The sequence below is a fragment of the Desulfofalx alkaliphila DSM 12257 genome, assembly GCF_000711975.1.
GTDB classification, from domain to species: Bacteria; Bacillota; Desulfotomaculia; order Desulfotomaculales; family Desulfohalotomaculaceae; genus Desulfofalx; species Desulfofalx alkaliphila.
In genome coordinates, this window is sequence record NZ_JONT01000002.1 from 162,778 (window position 1) to 180,909 (window position 18,132).

20 protein-coding genes and 1 pseudogene are annotated in these 18,132 nt (G+C 42.4%); 17 read left to right on the forward strand and 4 right to left on the reverse strand.

Annotated elements, in window-relative coordinates; genetic code table 11:
* Nucleotides 1-16 precede the first annotated feature (16 nt).
* The 3 genes from thiS (at nucleotide 17) to trxB (ending at nucleotide 2,085) form a co-directional block, all read left to right on the forward strand.
* On the forward strand, nucleotides 17-214 hold the full coding sequence (gene thiS / locus BR02_RS0102575) for a sulfur carrier protein ThiS (RefSeq protein ID WP_031513903.1): 198 nt from the start codon (nucleotides 17-19) through the stop codon (nucleotides 212-214).
* Nucleotides 215-332: 118 nt separating this feature from the next.
* On the forward strand, nucleotides 333-1,016 hold the full coding sequence (deoC, locus tag BR02_RS0102580; protein ID WP_031513905.1) for a deoxyribose-phosphate aldolase: 684 nt from the start codon (nucleotides 333-335) through the stop codon (nucleotides 1,014-1,016).
* Nucleotides 1,017-1,164: 148 nt separating this feature from the next.
* On the forward strand, nucleotides 1,165-2,085 hold the full coding sequence (gene trxB, locus BR02_RS0102585; protein ID WP_031513906.1) for a thioredoxin-disulfide reductase: 921 nt from the start codon (nucleotides 1,165-1,167) through the stop codon (nucleotides 2,083-2,085).
* Between the two features lie 442 nt (nucleotides 2,086-2,527).
* On the opposite strand, the gene BR02_RS0102590 is transcribed toward trxB, so the two are convergent.
* Complete coding sequence (locus BR02_RS0102590) at nucleotides 2,528-2,854, reverse strand: transposase (RefSeq protein WP_031513908.1); 327 nt, start codon at nucleotides 2,852-2,854, stop codon at nucleotides 2,528-2,530.
* Between the two features lie 50 nt (nucleotides 2,855-2,904).
* Between BR02_RS0102590 and BR02_RS0102595 the strand changes: the two are divergent.
* Together BR02_RS0102595 and BR02_RS0102600 are read left to right on the forward strand one after the other, a co-directional pair.
* Nucleotides 2,905-3,278, forward strand: a pseudogene (locus BR02_RS0102595) (IS1595 family transposase); the annotation flags it as partial.
* A gap of 120 nt (nucleotides 3,279-3,398) precedes the next feature.
* Nucleotides 3,399-3,866, forward strand: a complete 468-nt coding sequence (locus BR02_RS0102600) for a hypothetical protein (protein ID WP_031513912.1) — start codon at nucleotides 3,399-3,401, stop codon at nucleotides 3,864-3,866.
* A 334-nt stretch (nucleotides 3,867-4,200) separates the two neighbouring features.
* Here the strand turns inward: BR02_RS0102600 and BR02_RS0102605 are convergent, their stop codons facing one another.
* Nucleotides 4,201-4,638 carry a hypothetical protein gene (locus BR02_RS0102605; protein WP_031513913.1) on the reverse strand — a complete coding sequence of 146 codons (438 nt, stop codon included), beginning with the start codon at nucleotides 4,636-4,638 and terminating at the stop codon, nucleotides 4,201-4,203.
* Between the two features lie 196 nt (nucleotides 4,639-4,834).
* On the opposite strand from BR02_RS0102605, the gene BR02_RS15580 reads away from it, so the two are divergent.
* From BR02_RS15580 to BR02_RS0102630, 4 genes are all read left to right on the forward strand, one after another.
* Entirely contained in the window at nucleotides 4,835-4,999 is a 165-nt protein-coding gene (locus BR02_RS15580; RefSeq protein WP_169738559.1) for a hypothetical protein, read from the forward strand.
* A gap of 81 nt (nucleotides 5,000-5,080) precedes the next feature.
* Nucleotides 5,081-5,980, forward strand: coding sequence for a S1C family serine protease (locus BR02_RS14680; protein ID WP_157834915.1), 900 nt, complete (start codon nucleotides 5,081-5,083; stop codon nucleotides 5,978-5,980).
* A gap of 163 nt (nucleotides 5,981-6,143) precedes the next feature.
* Nucleotides 6,144-7,109, forward strand: a complete 966-nt coding sequence (locus BR02_RS0102625; RefSeq protein WP_084170904.1) for a metallophosphoesterase family protein — start codon at nucleotides 6,144-6,146, stop codon at nucleotides 7,107-7,109.
* Between the two features lie 102 nt (nucleotides 7,110-7,211).
* Nucleotides 7,212-7,901 carry a metal-dependent hydrolase gene (locus BR02_RS0102630; RefSeq protein WP_031513916.1) on the forward strand — a complete coding sequence of 230 codons (690 nt, stop codon included), beginning with the start codon at nucleotides 7,212-7,214 and terminating at the stop codon, nucleotides 7,899-7,901.
* 181 nt (nucleotides 7,902-8,082) lie between these two features.
* On the opposite strand, the gene BR02_RS0102635 is transcribed toward BR02_RS0102630, so the two are convergent.
* Nucleotides 8,083-8,802: a hypothetical protein gene (locus BR02_RS0102635; RefSeq protein ID WP_031513917.1), complete on the reverse strand. Its 720-nt coding sequence runs from the start codon at nucleotides 8,800-8,802 to the stop codon at nucleotides 8,083-8,085.
* Nucleotides 8,803-8,907: 105 nt separating this feature from the next.
* Here BR02_RS0102635 and larE point away from each other — a divergent pair, with 105 nt between their 5' ends.
* The 7 genes from larE (at nucleotide 8,908) to BR02_RS0102670 (ending at nucleotide 17,018) form a co-directional block, all read left to right on the forward strand.
* Nucleotides 8,908-9,735, forward strand: a complete 828-nt coding sequence (gene larE, locus BR02_RS0102640; RefSeq protein WP_031513918.1) for an ATP-dependent sacrificial sulfur transferase LarE — start codon at nucleotides 8,908-8,910, stop codon at nucleotides 9,733-9,735.
* Nucleotides 9,735-10,493, forward strand: a complete 759-nt coding sequence (gene larB / locus BR02_RS0102645; RefSeq protein WP_031513920.1) for a nickel pincer cofactor biosynthesis protein LarB — start codon at nucleotides 9,735-9,737, stop codon at nucleotides 10,491-10,493. Before larE ends, larB begins: the two co-directional genes overlap by 1 nt.
* Nucleotides 10,490-11,674 (forward strand): nickel pincer cofactor biosynthesis protein LarC, encoded by a 1,185-nt coding sequence (gene larC / locus BR02_RS0102650; protein ID WP_031513922.1) that lies wholly within the window; start codon nucleotides 10,490-10,492, stop codon nucleotides 11,672-11,674. Before larB ends, larC begins: the two co-directional genes overlap by 4 nt.
* A gap of 98 nt (nucleotides 11,675-11,772) precedes the next feature.
* Complete coding sequence (locus BR02_RS14275; RefSeq protein WP_034638704.1) at nucleotides 11,773-12,102, forward strand: LapA family protein; 330 nt, start codon at nucleotides 11,773-11,775, stop codon at nucleotides 12,100-12,102.
* 23 nt (nucleotides 12,103-12,125) lie between these two features.
* Entirely contained in the window at nucleotides 12,126-14,897 is a 2,772-nt protein-coding gene (locus tag BR02_RS0102660; RefSeq protein WP_051688089.1) for a helicase C-terminal domain-containing protein, read from the forward strand.
* 70 nt (nucleotides 14,898-14,967) lie between these two features.
* Nucleotides 14,968-15,471 (forward strand): CDP-diacylglycerol--serine O-phosphatidyltransferase, encoded by a 504-nt coding sequence (gene pssA / locus BR02_RS0102665; protein WP_031513928.1) that lies wholly within the window; start codon nucleotides 14,968-14,970, stop codon nucleotides 15,469-15,471.
* Nucleotides 15,472-15,749: 278 nt separating this feature from the next.
* Entirely contained in the window at nucleotides 15,750-17,018 is a 1,269-nt protein-coding gene (locus BR02_RS0102670) for a two-component system sensor histidine kinase NtrB (protein ID WP_051688090.1), read from the forward strand.
* On the opposite strand, the gene BR02_RS0102675 is transcribed toward BR02_RS0102670, so the two are convergent.
* On the reverse strand, nucleotides 17,015-17,416 hold the full coding sequence (locus BR02_RS0102675) for a TIGR04086 family membrane protein (protein WP_051688091.1): 402 nt from the start codon (nucleotides 17,414-17,416) through the stop codon (nucleotides 17,015-17,017). The genes BR02_RS0102670 and BR02_RS0102675 overlap by 4 nt on opposite strands.
* 92 nt (nucleotides 17,417-17,508) lie before the next feature.
* Between BR02_RS0102675 and BR02_RS0102680 the strand changes: the two genes are divergently transcribed.
* Nucleotides 17,509-18,117 (forward strand): TatD family nuclease-associated radical SAM protein, encoded by a 609-nt coding sequence (locus BR02_RS0102680; protein ID WP_031513935.1) that lies wholly within the window; start codon nucleotides 17,509-17,511, stop codon nucleotides 18,115-18,117.
* Nucleotides 18,118-18,132 lie beyond the last annotated feature (15 nt).

Genomic DNA, 18,132 nt, shown 5'->3' on the forward strand with positions numbered 1-18,132 from the left:
TTAAGAGGTGGTATAAATGATTAAAGTCAACGGAAAAGATTTTCAATGGGAGGAAGGGCTTACCGTGCAAAAAATGTTGGAAAAAAAGAATTATACCTTTCCCCACATTGTGATTAAAATTAACGGTAAGTATATACCACCGGAGGACTACCAAACCACAATAATAAACAAGGGAGATGACGTTGAAGCCATCCACCTGATTACCGGCGGCTAAATAAAACTGTGCCAGTGACACTGCCGTAAGCAATAAACAAGCTCGGTTTATCGGACTGGGCTTGTTTTATTATATCTAAACTTGGTAGCATTATATAAAAAGCCAAAGGAGATTAATAATGAAAACCAAGAAGCAATTGGCCGCAATGATTGACCATACACTGCTGAGGCCCACCGCCACCAAAGATGATATTATAATGCTGTGTAAAGAAGCAGCGGATTATAGTTTTGCTTCCGTTTGTGTAAATCCTTGCCATGTGCCTTTGGCAGTGGAGCAGCTGCAGGGAACAGATATAGCCGTTTGTACGGTAATCGGTTTTCCCTTAGGTTGCTCAACCACCGCTGCCAAGACCTTTGAGGCGAAGGATGCTGTTAGTAACGGTGCCCAGGAATTAGATATGGTCATTAATATCGGAGCATTAAAGGCGGGCAAGCAAGAAATTGTTTTAGAGGACATAAAAGCGGTGGTGGCTGCTGCCCAAGTCATTAACCCAAGCGTAATCATTAAAGTTATAATTGAAACATGCTATCTAAGCAAAGACGAAAAAATTACTGCCTGTCAACTGGCCCGCAGGGCAGGTGCCCACTATGTGAAAAACAGCACCGGTTTTGGTAGCGGCGGTGCCACTGTGGAGGATGTGTGGCTGATGCGTAAGACAGTGGGACCACACCTGGGGGTAAAGGCAGCCGGAGGAATTAAAACAGCCTCCCAGGCCCTCGCCTTAATAGAAGCAGGGGCCACCAGAATAGGAGCCAGCGCCGGTATAGCAATAGTTAATGAAATGGCCGGGGAAGAATATTAACATCTTAGTATTTTGGCATCAAAAGAGGACAAATATCAAAGATTATTTTATATGTGCTTAAAATGTAGATTTGATTTGATTACTTGACGGACAATTTAAAATAATGCAATAATGTAATAGTGAGAATATACCATAGGTGGTGCATATAATGACTGTAAAAGACTTAGTAATAATTGGCGGTGGACCTGCCGGATTAACTGCCGGGCTGTATGCAGCCAGGGGAGCTTTAAATACCTTAATCATAGAAAGGGGAATGCCCGGCGGGCAGGCAGCAGCAACGGAGCGGGTAGAAAACTATCCGGGTTTTCCGGATGGTATCGATGGCCCAGATTTGTCAATGAAAATGGCTGAACAAGCCCAGCGTTTTGGATGTGAAATAATATATTCTGACGTTGACAAATTAGAATTGCATGAAAAGGGTTTCAAAATTACTTATTCAGATGAAGAGGTAATAGCGAAAGCAGTGATAGTAGCCACCGGCGCTAAACCCAAGTTTATTGGGGTAAAAGGTGAACAAGAATTCCATGGCAAAGGAGTATCCTATTGTGCTACCTGTGACGGAGCATTTTTTAGGGACGGTACCTTGGCAGTGATTGGCGGCGGGGACGCTGCGGTGGAAGAGGCGATGTTTTTAACTAAGTTTGCAGCCAAAGTGTACATTGTACATCGCCGGGGCCAGTTAAGGGCCACCAAGATCTTGCAGCAGAGAGCCTTTGACAACCCCAAAATAGAATTTGTATGGCATTCGGTGTTGACAGAAATTAAGGGCCAAGAAAAGGTTACCGGCATAGAGGTAAAGGATGTGCGGACCAACGAACTTAGTGAGATTAAGGTAGACGGTGTCTTTATATATGTGGGCACTGAGGCAAACTCAGACTTAATAAAGGATCTGGTACAATTGGACGAAAGGGGCTATGTAATAACCCAAGAAGATACCGGCACAGGTGTACCCGGTCTCTATGTTGTGGGTGACTTAAGGCAGAAACCATTGCGGCAGGTGATTACCGCCGCTGCAGACGGTGCCATAGCAGCAGCCCAGGTGGAAAAATATCTTGCATCATTGGAGTAATGAAATAGGGCGGACAATACTTGTCCGCCCTATATTTCATTACTGCCTCCATTAACAAAGGGGCGGCGGTGGAAACCCGTATCTGAAAAAAATAAAGAAGCAGGGGTTTTCTGGATTATTTTTTAAATGGCTCTATTAAAGGTAAATGTTGATGTTTTGTGTATTTTCCTATACTCTGCTATAACTAGGTAATTTAGTTCGTCAGGAGGAAAGCGGGATATGAGAAAAGAGCTTTGTGAGTTGTTAAAGGATTTATCAAAACTAAGTCAAACTGAAAAAAATAGTCTATCAGGCTATTAAACGCCAGATAGACCCTGCTTCCACTGCTAAAGGTCGGTTAATAGACGAAATGAGAGAAACACGTTTTAAAGAAGGTTTTGAATGTCCTCATTGATTCTTAGCACTTTTGCTGCTGCATATCCCCGAGCTATCCATTTGTCGACTATTTCAATTTTCTCAGAGAGTCGGGGTTGTTCTTTTTTAAGAGATCCCTCAGTATGTGTATTTCAAGGTCCTTTTCACCTAGCAATTCTTTTAATTTGGCGTTTTCACTTTCTAACTCTTTAAACTCTTTAGGTGATGGGATATACTTGGCAATTCGTTTATCTTTATTTGAGGTATTATCCCAGGCTTTATGGTTATTTTTCTTGGCTTTTAGCCAGCCATATACTGTAGTAGGGGCTACCTCGTGTCGCTTTGCTACTTTATGGACGCTTCCCACTTCTTCGACTTCTTTAAGAATCTGTTCTTTGACCTCTTTGGGGTACATTACTCAAATCCAGTTAGGGGGCTTAATAGAAACCTCAACTGGAAAAAGTTATTGGCCCTAAACTTAATGCAGAAATGTATTGGTTACAGACGCTTGGAGAGCATATAAGACCTATGCGATAGAGAATGGTATTAAACATTATCGCATTAAGTCTAACAGTGGAAAGCACGTTATTAAAGGGCTTTACCATATTCAAAATGTTAATGCGATTCATTCACGCTTAAAGCAGTGTATTGACCGTTTTGAAGGTGTAGCCAGTAAGTATCTTGATAATTACTTAGCATGGTTCTTATTTATAGATAACCGTGGACATGAAAGCACCAGGCAGAATATCAAAGATATGTTACTGTCTTCCTTTAAGTTTGAGGTAGTTGAAACGTTTGATAATATTCGGCAATCAAGTTTTAATGTCTCGGAGAGTTAATAATGCACATTAGATGGTAAATGTAGTAGGAAAATATAGTAAAGAGGTTTTCCTTTCTTACTTCAGAATATAACCACCATATAAATTCATGTTCTTAATAAATTCAGGGGGAAATACAATATGAAAACAAAAAAAGCTATAGTTGTTGTCACTGGTTTGCTATGTGTAGTTGCATTAATTAGCTTGCTAAAGAAGGACTTGTGGGAAGTAAACTCAGAGTTGTTGAGGGAAGAAATACTGTCAATTGATCAATCTGTTGAAACAATAAATTTGTTAGATGTAACGCCATTTGAATGGGATGTAGCCTATTCATTTGACCCATATACTCCTAAGGAAAAAATTTATAGTACGATAGGCTATAAATGGCAAAACATTAAAGAAACAGTAAGTGAAGGAATGAATCAATTAGTTTTTTTAAAGGACGGTAAAGTGGTTTGTTATTTATATGGATACCCTACTAATAACGGATATAGTATATCTTTCACAACAGGAAATCATACAGATGTTGCTTCTATCCTAAGTGTAAGGAATGATCTTGATTTTCAAATAATTAGAAGTGATGGCATCATATATTTGAGAAACTACTAATAAAATTTTCTTCAACTAATGGCAAGATTTGTACAGGGTCGTCATCAACAACCGAGTAATTTGTTGATTTAATCATATATTATATGCTGAAAACAAGCGGTCAAAGACCGCCCCTACAATACAATTATCAATGTTTTGAATTCGCATTTTCTATAAAATGCGTCAGAGATGCATAAAAAAGTAGCACCTCTGACTTTTTACTAAAATATCAACAATAAACATTAACTGAGCCTTAAAAATAAATAGAGCTGTATCCGAAGATACAGCTATAAAAAGGGAGAGGAGATTGAGGTATCGTTCTACCTATAATCTAGTATAACCATAATAACAGAAACTATAACGAAAATATTTTTGTGGGATACCTTAAATCAAACAAATCGGCTATCCACAAAACAACAACAAAGCCGATGATATTAAGCCCTAAGCTGTTCAACAAACTCCACTTTAGGTGCTGGAAATAACCAATTTTAATAAAAAACCATTCCACCAATAGAAATACCACCGCCAAACCCACAGTAACAAGCGGTTTTAACAAGCGGTCTTCCGGAACCAGGCGCTTAAGCAGTATGCCGTTGGCAAAGTTTGCAATGATATAAAACAATGGCACACCGGCCATTGCATACAGTGGCGCCTTATAGCGAAAGGCCCCCAATTGCACCAAGGTTACATCCAACATTAAAGTTACCGCCACAGCCGCCAGACCGGCCGGCCAAAGTTTATTAATGCCGGGACTGCGTACTAATAAAAATACCAAGGCCAATGAAACAAACATTAGAGCTACCCACGCAAAGGTAACCCCCCTTATCGTCTAACACCGACCAAGTGGCTAGGGCGGTGTTTTTTATATATAATGTTTACTATAAGATACAAAGATATGTAACATAATTGCAGGGAAACTAATGGCATTGTAGAAATTGTTATTTTACTGACACAGGGGCATATCGAGTTTTACTGTTTTGACTTTATAAATGGCTTTGAAAGGAGTAGTATTAGTTTTGGAAAGTCTCTTGTTGATTGCTGTTGGTGCAGCGGCCTTGTACTTGGTTATTAAATTTTTGGTTGGAATAGTAAGGATGATATTTGGCTTTGCAATTTTAGCAGGGGTGGTGTGGGCTATATTTCAACTTTTATAGTCCATATGGCGGCAAAACAGAGTGAAAAGGGCAAATGAAAAGCTGATACCATCACACAGAAAAAGGTTTGGAGCTGTTCTTATGCACAAGGATCGGTTAAATCATAGGGAAGATGAATATGAATTTGAATTGGATGAAGATGGACTACCCCCTGAGGACCTGCTGGCCGAAATTGATCCTGATTATCAAGAATATGATGAGCACTATGATGATGAGGATGACGATGATTTAGACCATGAAGCGGCAGGCAGATCGCCGTGGGTAAGAATTATTGCTTTTATCACCGCCATGGCCTTTGTGGCAGTGGTGGTGGGAAGCACAGTGTCGGCTCTAAACTTACCAATGGCTGGGCTGTTGGCTGAGTCCTTGAAGCTAAAAAAAGATATGGACAGTAATATGCTGCATTCGGTGGTGCAGATTAGGACAGTGGCCCGCAAGCCCGATGCCATGGCAATTGGCCAAAGTTCCGGTACCGGTTTTAATATTCATCCAAACGGTATAATTGTCACTAACCATCATGTTATTGAAGGGGCATTGAACATGGCAGTTACTTTTCCCAATGGACAAATTTACCGTGCCGAAAAATGGATTAGCAGGCCGGAATACGACTTGGCAATAATTAAACTGGATGGTAAAGACCTGCCTAAGGTCCCCATAAATTCTGATTTTCCACCGGCATCCGGTGACAGTGTAAGGATTGTCGGCAACCCATTGGGTTATAACAATGTGGTGGTTGAGGGCACTGTGGACGGTTATCTTAGGGTTCAAGGGACCTCGGATAAAGTTATAGCCCTGGATGCCCCCATTTACCCCGGCAATAGCGGCAGCCCGGTATTTGACAGCAGCGGCGCAGTAATAGGTGTTGTTTTTGCCACTGCACGCATCACCCATGAGGGGGAGGAAAGGGTGAGGGGTCTAGCGGTGCCCATTGAAAAGGTACTTAATTTACAAAGAAATCTGCTCAATGACTGGACCACCTAACGGTGTAAACATAATTAAGGCCTGTGCCTAAGTCTAAAGACCGGCACAGGCCTTAATTTGTTATTAACCGCCTCTTCCCAGGGGTAGCAAACTACATAAAAAATCAAGTAACGCCACCTGGCTTTAAGTAATAGAATGTAGCAACTGGATAAAAAAGGGAGTGATGGCAAATATGGGAATCTTCTCCGGCAGAATTAGAAGGTTGCTGCTACCCTTGGTAATTGTGCTGATATTTGCAGTGTTATCAGTCTACAATTACTCAAGGGACCAAGCTGACGTACAGAGGTTAGATGGCTTTAGTTTTATTGTGATGAGTGACAGCCAAGGTTCTTCATCGGGTGTCAATGAAAAAGTTTTGGGTGCCCTTATGGATAACATTAAGGAGTTATCTAATCAACCGAGATTTATTTTGTTTGCCGGGGATATGGTCCACGGCAACTCAAAGGATTTGCCCAGGGAACTGGAGCGTTGGAAGAGAATAATGCAAGGGTATACTTATTTTCCGGCCATAGGAAACCATGAGAAGAACGAATCGCTTTTTAGCAATACCTTTGGCAGTCTACCCAATGATCAGTTACCCGGGTACAGGCGTACGGTCTATTATTTTGATTACGGTAATTCCAGATTTATAGTGTTAAATTCCATCCGCCGGGATGCCGCTAGGAATTATGTTGTGGATGCAAATCAGCGGGTCTGGTTGGAAAAATTATTGTCGAGCAGTAATAAAACTCATAACTTTGTCATGCTTCATGTTATGCCTTACCCAGTGGGGCGGCATTACGGGAGGGCCTTAGATGCAAACCCAAACGAACGGGATGCCCTGTGGGCAATTTTTGATCGGCACAGGGTATCTGCTGTGTTTGTTGGTCACGAGCATAATTACAATCGCCGGCTGGTGGATAGCTCATTTAGCAGTAATTATTATAAATTTTACAATGAGATCTATCAAATAACCGCAGGGGGAGCAGGGGGGCCTTTGGATTCTGCAGTAAGGGATAAGAGAAATGTGGTGGTTGGGCCGGTTTCAACACATCATTATGTCCTGGTTGAGGTAAGGGGTGGTTCTGCATCCTTTAGCGTTTTTGATCTTCAAAATAGGCTCATTGACAGTTTCAAAATAGAAAGGTAAATTAAACATATTCTCCTTTGGGCCAAATTAATAAAACAAGAGGATTGTTGGTAATAATGGCAAATAATGATATTATTAACGGTCAAAAGGAGAGTGTTGCTAATGAAGTTATCTTTCATCGGTCATGCGGGATTTATTATCGAACATCAAGGTGTAAAAATAGCAGTGGACCCCTTTATTACCGGGAATTCCAAGGCAAAAATTAAAGTGTCGGATATTAAGGTCGATTATGTACTTGTGAGCCACGGCCACGGTGATCACCTGGGTGATGCCATACAAATTGCCAAAACCTGTAATGCCTTAGTAATTGGTGTATTTGAGATTGCTAATTACTGTGCCCGAAAGGGGGCCCGGGCCCACGGCATGCATATTGGCGGCAGTCATCAATTTGGTGACTTTAAGGTTAAATTGACCATGGCGCTGCACGGCAGTTCCATTGGAGGGGACAGTGGACCGGCAGAGTATTTAGGTAACCCCTGCGGTTTTCTTATTAGCCTGGATGGTATCACAATATATCACGCCGGAGATACAGGTTTATTTGGTGATATGGAGTTAATTGGCAAACACCACAGTATTGATATGGCCTTATTGCCCATTGGCGATAATTTTACCATGGGTATAGATGATGCTGTGGAAGCGGTAAAGATGTTAAAGCCAAAGCTGGCAATACCAATGCACTACAATACCTTTCCGCTAATTGAGCAAAACCCCCTTGAATTTAAAGAGAAGGTGGAATCCCAAACTGATTCCAAGGTAGTTATTTTGGAGCCCGGTGAGAGTATAAACAATTAAGGGTACACAAATGTACCCTTAATTGTTTATTATTGCCCCAAGTTGCGGCGGCTTACCATTGACTGTGTGTGCTGCCCCGTATTCGGCGCCGCATTTCCTTTTGCACCCAGCCCTGCTAGACCGGCGGTTTTTGCCGGTATTGCCGGCCACTTACTCTTGGTAGGCCCTATAAATCAGCCCCTTATTTCATAGGCCGGTAACTGCGTATTAATTGGTTTGATTTCTTATCAAGAAAAATGGTACTGAGGATAACTTCAATGCCGGACGGCATGGCTATATTCTTGGCCATTAATTCAGCACCTTGGGTTAAAAGCTGCTCCAGTGTATAAATAGCCATTGGTGGCAGGTCAACATATAAGACGGCCGGCGGTTTTATAGCTTTAATATCTTCGGCTATCGCAGAAAGACCGAGGTCTTTTAGATCTTTATTACCACCTATTTCCGCTCTAATGGTATATACCGCCACCTCTTTGGCGGACAGGCCAAGTTTAATATCAGGGTCCCCGGTTTTATGGGCCAAGAATAATTTAAGCTTTTGCCTGGCAAGGGTGGCAGCCACGTCTAAACGGTATTCCACATGAAGAAATATTTGCTGGCCCTGTTTTAGCAGGGGAATTTGCTCATTATAACCGGGCACCCTGGTTAAGGCTTCTAAATTACTGCCCAGCCTGGCTATACGTAAGGTTGATTCTGAAGGAACTACATGGCCCCTTAGCTGACCCAGTGCTAATTCATCCTTGGCTTTAAGCCACAATAAAGCCAAGGGAGGCACCCGGTATTGCATTCTGCCCATGTTATCCCGCATATGGTGAACCCAATTTTCTAGCCAGTCTTTACCCACCGTCTGTTCGATAAAAGATAGGTTTCTATCCAGTCTATCTAAATTTAATTGATTTTTCATTTTTTCACCAACCTTTAATTTGAGTATATCATAATCAATTAATTTTCTTAACCAAAAACAAATAAGGTGCTATCATATTACAGAAATAACCGGGAAGTGGTCTTATTGACAGATAATAATTTAATACAAACCAAGGTTGACAGTCTTATTGATATTTTGGAAGGATGCGGCAAGGTGTTGGTATGTTTTTCCGGAGGGGTTGACAGCTCTTTATTAATGGTTGCCGCCAAAAAGGCACTTGGTAATAACCTGTTGGCTGCAACCGCTGTGTCCGAAACTTTAACTAAAAAAGAAGTGCAGCGGGCTAAAGAGCTGGCACTGATGTATGGGGTTGAGCATTTAATAATCAAAACCAATGAATTAGAATACCGGCCATTTATCGAAAATACGGCGGAACGGTGTTATCATTGCAAGTATCTTCGCCTCAGCAAGCTAAAGGAAGTGGCTGCCGGTAAGGGGATGGTGTTGATTGAGGGTTCAAATGCAGATGATGCCTTTGCTTATCGACCGGGCATGAAGGCTGTGCAGCATTTTAAGGTGCTCAGTCCGCTAAGGGAGGTAAATTTAACAAAAAAAGAAGTGCGTCATATAGCTAAATTGTGGGGCATACCGACCTGGAATGAGCCGTCACAGTCTTGCCTGGCCACCCGGATACCCTATGGTGAAAAAATTACCCTGGAGCGTTTGCAGCTTATTAACAGGGCTGAGGATTTTCTTGAAAAGCTAGGTTTTACAAATGTGAGGGTGCGGCACCACCGGGATATTGCCAGAATAGAAGTGGCTCCTTCCCAGTTGCATGAATTAGTAAGTAAGGGTAAATACATATCTTTACAATTAAAAAAAATGGGTTTTACCTACGTAACGGCAGATCTTGACGGGTTTAACAGCGGTAGCATGGATAGAAAACTAACAAGGACAGAGGATGGGTTATAATGTACAAAGAGCAGTTAAAATATCTGTTAGAACAATTACAGCAGGGAAAAACTGATGTGGATACCGTACTGGCAAAAATTATAGACTTACCCTATCAAGATTTAGGTTTTGCTAAAATTGACAATCAAAGGGAGTTGCGCAGGGGCTTTCCCGAAGTAATATATTGTGCCGGAAAAACCAGAGACCAGGTGGCCGGTATATTTGAAAGGATGGCCGAGGGCAGTGATAACATATTGGCCACCAGAGCCACAGAAGAAATGTACCGGGCAGTGGTTCAAAGGGTGCCCGATGCCCAGTTTCATCCAATGCCGGGCATCATTACCCTGTGGCGACGGAAATGTAAAGGCATTGGCAACATTGCAGTGGTCTGTGCCGGTACCTCTGACTTGCCGGTGGCTGAAGAAGCGGCAATTACTGCCCAAATAATGGGCAGCCATGTGGAGCGTTTATACGATGCGGGAGTGGCAGGGCTTCACCGCCTGCTGTTAAACAGAAAAATACTGGACAATGCCAAGGTATTAGTGGTGGTGGCAGGAATGGAAGGGGCCCTGCCCAGTGTGGTGGGCGGTTTAGTAGACAAGCCGGTGGTGGCGGTGCCCACCAGTGTGGGTTATGGGGCCAGCTTTAACGGTTTAGCTGCTTTACTGGCAATGCTTAACAGTTGTGTTGCAGGTATAACGGTGGTGAACATTGATAACGGTTTTGGCGCCGGTTATGCCGCCGCATTAATTAATAGACTGGGAGAGATTGAACAGTGAAAATAGCATATTTTGATTGTTTTGCAGGTATAGCCGGAGATATGATTGTCGGTGCATTCTTAGACGCAGGTTTGCCCTTTGATAGGTTGGAACAAGAGCTGAAAAAACTAAATTTGACGGGCTGGCAAATATCTGCCCAAAAAATAAAAAAGCACGGTATAACAGGCACCAAGTTTAGCGTAAAGGTTTATCACCATCATTGCCGTCATCATCACCATCGCAACCTGCAGGACATTGAAGATATTATCCGGCACAGCGATTTTGATGAACCAATCAAAGAAACAGCCTTAAAAATCTTTCAACGCTTAGCAATTGCCGAAGCAAAGGTACATGGCACATCAATAAATGAAATTCATTTTCATGAAGTGGGTGCTGAGGACTCAATTATCGATATAGTGGCTGCTGCCATAGGTTTTCATCATTTAAAAATTGACAAGGTAATGGCATCACCATTGACCACCGGCACAGGATTTGTAAAGTGTGCCCATGGAACCATACCCGTACCCGCCCCGGCCACGGTGGAATTATTGCATGGGGTACCATACCGCCACGGTGACATTGCCGAAGAAATGGTCACCCCCACGGGCGCAGCAGTACTGACCAGCCTGTGTAGCGAATACAGAACAATGCCGGAAATAATTACCCAGGCAGTGGGCTATGGTGCCGGTGACCGAGAACTGCCGATTCCAAACTTACTGCGGGTCCATATCGGTGAAATAAGCCATGCAAGCCAAAGGGAACAGGTATGGGTGATAGAAGCCAGCATTGACGATATGAACCCCGAATTTATCAGTGCGGCAACTGAGCAATTGTTAGCGTCAGGGGCCTTAGATGTATATGTATCCCAGGTACTAATGAAAAAAGGCCGTCCGGGTTTGGTCATTCATGTATTAACCCCCGGGGATATTAGGGAACAATTGGGCCAAATATTATTACAGCACACCACAACCATTGGCTACCGCTACTATCCCGTTTGGCGGCAGGTATTACATAGGGAAAAGGTATCGGTAAACACAGCCTATGGATCGGTGACGGTGAAAGTGGCCATGGAGGGTGAAAAAATAATGAACATTGCCCCTGAATACCGGCAATGTTTGGAACTTGCCAAAACACATAAGGTGCCCCTTAAGCAGGTTTATAACATGGCGCTAAAAGAGTATTATAGTAAGAAAACAGACTAAGAGCACTGCAAAAGGTGCTCTTTTTGTAGTTTTGGCAATATAAAGGAATTTAGCATTATTGGTCGAAGAGTATATAAGCAAAATAAAGGGGTGATAAAATGCAACTATACGCTGTTCTTGGGTTGCTATTTGCATTGCTGGTGGCAATGTTTGCGGTACAGAACTCCACTGCGGTGGACATAAGAATACTGACTTGGAAATTTTCAAACATTTCCTTGGTGCTGGTTATACTTGGAAGTGTTGTGGGGGGCGCCCTTATTGCATTTCTTTTGGGCTTACCAAAGCAATTGCGCAATATGATTAAAATTAAAGAGTTAAGTGCTCAAAACCAACGTTTGGTGACTGAAGTAGATCGTCTTACTCAAGAATTAGGGCAGGAAAAAGAAATGGAAGAGCCTAAAGAAGAGAAACCTGTGGTCAATGAGTAAATGTATGTTTGGATGTGTATATGTTGAAAGGTACCTATATTGGTTTAGATCTGGAAACAACCGGGTTAAACCCGGAAAAACATCAAATAATTGAAGTGGGACTTATAAAATTGGTGGACGGGGTAATAACTGAAACATATCATTCCCTTGTCAATCCCGGTACCGGTTTACCACTGAGAATAAAGCGGTTAACAGGTATAGATGATGAAATGTTAGCTGATGCCCCACCTATTGAAGAAATACTTCCGGAAATATTTGAATTTATTGGAGATGCCCCCCTATTAGGCCATAAGGTTGAGTTTGACCGCGATTTTTTATCAACCTTCAAATACTTAGACAACCCTATCTATGACACTGTGGAACTGGCTCGCATAGTGCTGCCGACTGCCCCTAACCACCGGCTGGCAACACTGTGTGAATTATGTTTAGAGGGCCCCTTTACCCAACACCGGGCACTGGATGACGCCAAGGCATCGGTGTTATTGGCACTGGAGCTGGTTAATCGGTTAAAGGATTTTAATAATGAATTATTACAAGACCTAACAAGATTGTTGAAGTTGGCAGGTTCTTCCTGGTATACAATATTTCAACAGGCGGCCTTTGACCAATTTACTTTAGGCTCCTGGGGGAAGATGGGCGGCCTAAAGCCTTTAAAGGGTGAAAACTTAAAAAATAAAGTTATTAAAGGTGATGTATCTGAGCATAGGGTGGAAGAAGATGAAATAGAACAATACATAGGTAGGGGCGGTGCAATAAGTAAAGTCTTAGACCGTTATGAGTATCGCCCTCAACAGATTGAAATGGCCCAAGCTGTTACCAAAACCATGAATGAGGGCGGCTATTTACTGGCAGAGGCAGGCACAGGAACAGGTAAAAGTATGGCCTATCTATTGCCTGCAGCCTTATATGCAAAAAGAAATAATCAGCGGGTGCTTATATCTACCCATACCATTAACCTGCAGGAGCAACTTTGGAGTAATGATTTGCCCTTACTGCAGAGAATGGGGATTAAGGTGGATGCCGCCTTAGTGAAGGGGCGGGGCAATTACCTTTGTTTACGGCGGTGGTATGCAGCTTTAAGGGTAGAGAATATAAGTGCTAAAGAGGCAGCTTTCTTTGCCCGGTTGATGGTATGGTTGACAATGACTGAAACCGGAGACAGAAGTGAGTTAAATATACCCTGGTATGAGTCTGAACTATGGAAGAATCTATGTGCGGAAAGTGCCGGCTGTATCGGCACAAGATGCAGGTTCTTTAAAAATCTGTGTTTTAGCAATAGGGCAAGAAGAAAGGCGGACCAGGCCGATATTATCATCGCTAATCACTCCCTGGTATTTTCAGATATTAAGGCAGATAATAAAGTATTGCCCCAATACTCGGTATTGGTGATGGACGAGGCACATCATTTGGAAGATGCAGCCGCCCTTCATCTGGGAACTACGTTTACGCGGGCGGATTTACTGCGTTGGCTTGCTGATATAACTAAATTAACAGGTCGCCTAAATGCTGCCCCGCCGGATGATAATCGACAATGGTGGGTAGCAAAGCTTGCAGAAATAAAAGTGGGGCAGCACCGGGTTAAAGAGGCGGCCCAAGTTTTTTTTGATATGCTGGTCCAGTTTTTAAAACTTGATCTTGATGCCGGAAAAAATGAATACCGTAATTTGCGGTTAAAAGAGGGCAAGGATCTTTCACACATGGCCATAGAAATTGAAAACCTGACCAGGCGTGTAAATACACTTTCCGGCCTGCTGATACAAATGGCCGGAGAAATAGAAGGCCAAAGCGTTGAAGGCGAAAGCGATATGGCTAAGGAAGCTGCCCTGGTGGGGGAGTCAGGCCTGGCATTGGCCGCAGACATATTATATGTCTGTGATAGCAGCAGTGCCGATACGGTAAACTGGGTAGAGGGCGGCATCTCTGAAAAAGGAATGATAAACATGTCCATCCACGCCGCTCCGGTGGAAGTGGGCCCCTTGCTGCACAGAACCTTGTACAGTGAAAAGGATAAGATCATATTTACTTCGGCTACCCTAACAGTGGATCGGTCATTTCAATACTTTATAGAGCGAAGCGGCTTAGACCTGGTTCAACCGGAACTGATTACAGGGATACAGGTGGAATCACCCTTTGATTATGAGAAACAAAGCCTTTTTTATGTTTTAAATGACGTTCCCATGCCAGGAAGCTGTTCAGAAGAAGAATATATTAATTCCCTTGCCAGGGTGTTAACAGAAATGATCATCGGCACCGGTGGCAAGATGTTGGTTCTATTTACGGCCCACCGGATGTTAAAGGAGATATATTATCGTGTAAAGGCCACAATAGAGGAAGAAGATATACTGTTACTGGGACACGAAATAGATGGCAGCCGCAGCAGATTAGTGGAGGATTTTAAGGAATCAGAACGGGCGGTAATTTTCGGCGCGGCAAGTTTTTGGGAAGGTTTGGACATCCCCGGGGATTCTTTATCGCTGGTGGTATTGGTAAAGTTACCCTTTTGGCCACCCAGTGTACCGGTGATTGAAGCAAGAATGGAGGCCCTGGAACGGCAAAACAAAAACGGTTTTCGATGTTACAATCTACCCACGGCTATTATTAAATTCAAGCAAGGTTTTGGCAGGCTTATCCGCACCAGATACGACAAGGGTGTAGTGGTGGTCTTAGACAGGCGAATAATTGGCAAGGCATACGGCCATCAATTTTTACGTTCGTTACCTGTGGCTAGCTACCTGAGGGATGACCTTGGCGGAATGTTGAATAAAATAAAAATATGGTTAAATGAAGTGGATTGAATATGTTATTATATGCTAGAATAGGTTGATATTTATTATCAAATGTATGTAATAATTAGGAGGCTTATGAATGAGGGGTAAAAATATCCCCAATGCGATAACGGCAGTAAATCTTGCTGTGGGGGTGGTTTCGTTAGTACTGGTATTGGCAGAGAACTATACCGCTGCTGCTGCCATGGTACTTTTGGCCACTATTTTAGACAGCATGGACGGCAAGGTTGCCAGACACCTACAGGTATCTTCTGACTTTGGTAAAGAGCTGGACTCTTTGGCCGATTTGGTAAGCTTTGGAGTTGCCCCTGCCATTTTAGCATATGCCACGGTGCTGGTAACTTTAGGCATACCGGGTGTTGTGGTGGCTGTAACCTTTGTAATATGTGGCGCCCTGCGCTTAGCCAGATTTAATGCCACAGATTTCACCGGTAGGTTTGTAGGTGTACCAATTACTGCTGCCGGGGGGCTATTGGCACTGTTAATGCTAGTGGCCAGGGATATTAATGAGTTTTTTGTGGTGGTTATAATGTTGGCATTGTCCTATTTAATGATTAGTAGAATCTCCATTCCAAAATTTTAAGTATGCATATGCACATTTCTGCCCCTTCTACAATAAGATATAAAGAAGTCAAAAATTTGAAGGGGTGATATGACTTGCGTGTTTACTATGTAAAGTTGCCGGGTTTTTTACGTTCATTATTAATGAAGTTTATTAAGTAATGGTTATTGATTTACAGTGCGGTGCCAGGCCGCGCTGTTATTTTTTTCGACAAAAAAACTTCCAAAATTAGGCAGGATTATTTGAAATTATTGTAGAAAAGTGGGTCTAACCAATAAAAACCTATGGTGGGGAGAAAAATGCTTAAAAGAAATGACACAATAATAATATTTGGCCTCCTGGCGGCCATTATAGCAATTGATTTTGCCAATCATTTAAATTTATTTAAAACATATAGTATTTCTTTTACTCCCCTTACGTTTTTAAAAGTGTTTTTTTCAACCCTATGTATTTTAGTTTTATTATTATTGTATAGAAGAAGGCAATCAATAAAAATTAATCAACTGGTCCATGATGTTAAAATCAATAAAACCATTTTATGGCAGGTGGTTAATCGTTTACCCGTGGCAGTGATAGCTGTAGATATGCATGGTAAAGTTATGGTGTGCAACAAAACCGCCAAGAAAGTATTTAATTGCCATACCGGTTGCGATGATATCTCATCATGGGTTGAAAATTGCCCTGGAAATCTGCTGCGGCATACAATAAGTACAGGGAAAGGGGTATACAATTATGAATATTTTTTAAAAAATGACGGTGATTATAAGAAAATATTATTAAACACTGAAATAATCAAAGGAATTAAGGATGAGCATTTGGGAGCTGTACTTACTGCCCATGACATTACAGAACACCAGCAAGTGATGCAACAAATGCAACAATCGGAAAAAATGGCAATGATCAGTGAACTGGCTGCCGGGGTGGCACACGAAATTAAAAACCCCCTTACTACCTCCCGGGGGTTGTTGCAGCTTCTTAATCTGCGTTTTGAAGAGGGTGACCAAGCGCGCCTACATATAAAGGTGGCCTTGGACTCGCTGGATAAGATTAATGCTATCATTCAAGAACTGGTTTTACTGTCTCAACCCAATAAGCCTGAATTAACCATTAATCAGCTGGAAAAGGTGTTAGATGAAGTGTCTGTGCTTATAGACAGCGAAGCTGCCTATAATAAGGTGGCGGTGGAAAGAATATATCAGCCAAACTTGCCCTTGGCAGTGATGGACGTCAATCAGATTAAACAGGTCTTTATAAACATAGCTACCAACGCCATACAGGCAATGCCCCAAGGAGGGAAACTAACCATCACCGTAGAATATAATGACAAAGAAAAAGAATATATCATTTCTTTTAAGGATAACGGTGTAGGAATTGCTGAAGAGGACTTGAAAAAAATCTTTAATCCCTTTTTCACCACCAAGGAACATAGTACAGGTTTGGGCTTAACTGTCAGTTATCAACTTATTAAGCATCACGGTGGTGACATAAAAGTTAAAAGCGCAGAAAACAAAGGTACAGTATTTACCGTACTGCTGCCGCTGCTTAATAACGGGCAAAGGGCATCTTAAAAACTTACCCCCAGGATACCGCCAATGGCGCCGGAAACCAGCGATAAAAGTAATTTTAGACCAAAACCGGTAAGCAAGACGCTGCCGGATAAAAATATTAAAGCCACTAACCACAATATAATAAAAAACATAATGCCGACACCCAATCCGTGATATAAACCCTTTACCTTAGCCCTGGCGGAAGCGTATCCACCACCGATGAAAACACTAAAGCAGAGTATACCGGTGGACAGCCAGGGTAGAGTGCTTTCAGACAGACCGGTTAAATAATAAACTGCCCCGGCCAACATACTTATAAACAAGCTTGCAATTAGGGCCGCCAGGGTACCCTGAAAGATTGCAGAAAAATTTAGGGACGGATTTTGATTATTGAGACCGTCGTTTTTTAGGGACTGCAATCTATACCACCTCCTCAAAAATTAATCATTATAAGATTATGGTGACCTGTGTTAAAATATGACTAAAGGGTTTAATGTAAGGAGAGAAAACATTGAGTAATAACAATACCGTTGCTTATAAACTGGGCAACTCATTATATTTGAATGTAACCAATCGCTGTAGCAATGACTGTGTTTTTTGCATAAAAAAAACCAATAAGGGGATTGGCTACGACTTGACTTTATCTGAAGAACCCAGTCTTCAATCACTCCTTAATGCAGTGGGTGATCCGTTGGGCTATGACGAAATAGTTTTTTGTGGTTACGGAGAACCCCTAACCAGGATAGAATTGGTCATCGCTGCCTCTAAAGAATTAAAAAGATTAGGGGCTAAATCAATACGCATAAACACCAACGGCCAGGCTAACTTAATTCACGGCAAAAATGTAGTACCTGAACTTGCCGGTTTGGTGGATGTGGTGTCAATCAGTTTAAACGCACAAAATGCCACCGCCTACGGGGAACTGAGCCAACCCTTAAAGGTCAATCCGGAAGAAGCCTTTGAAGCGGTGTTGGAGTTTGCCAGGGAATGCAAAAAGCATATACCCAGGGTGGTGCTGTCGGTGGTTAAATGGCCTGGGGTTGATATTGCGGCATGTGGCAGAATTGCCGATGATTTAGGGGTGGATTTTAGAGTGCGGGAATATATGGGCAATGGGTAGGGGCCTGGAGAAGGC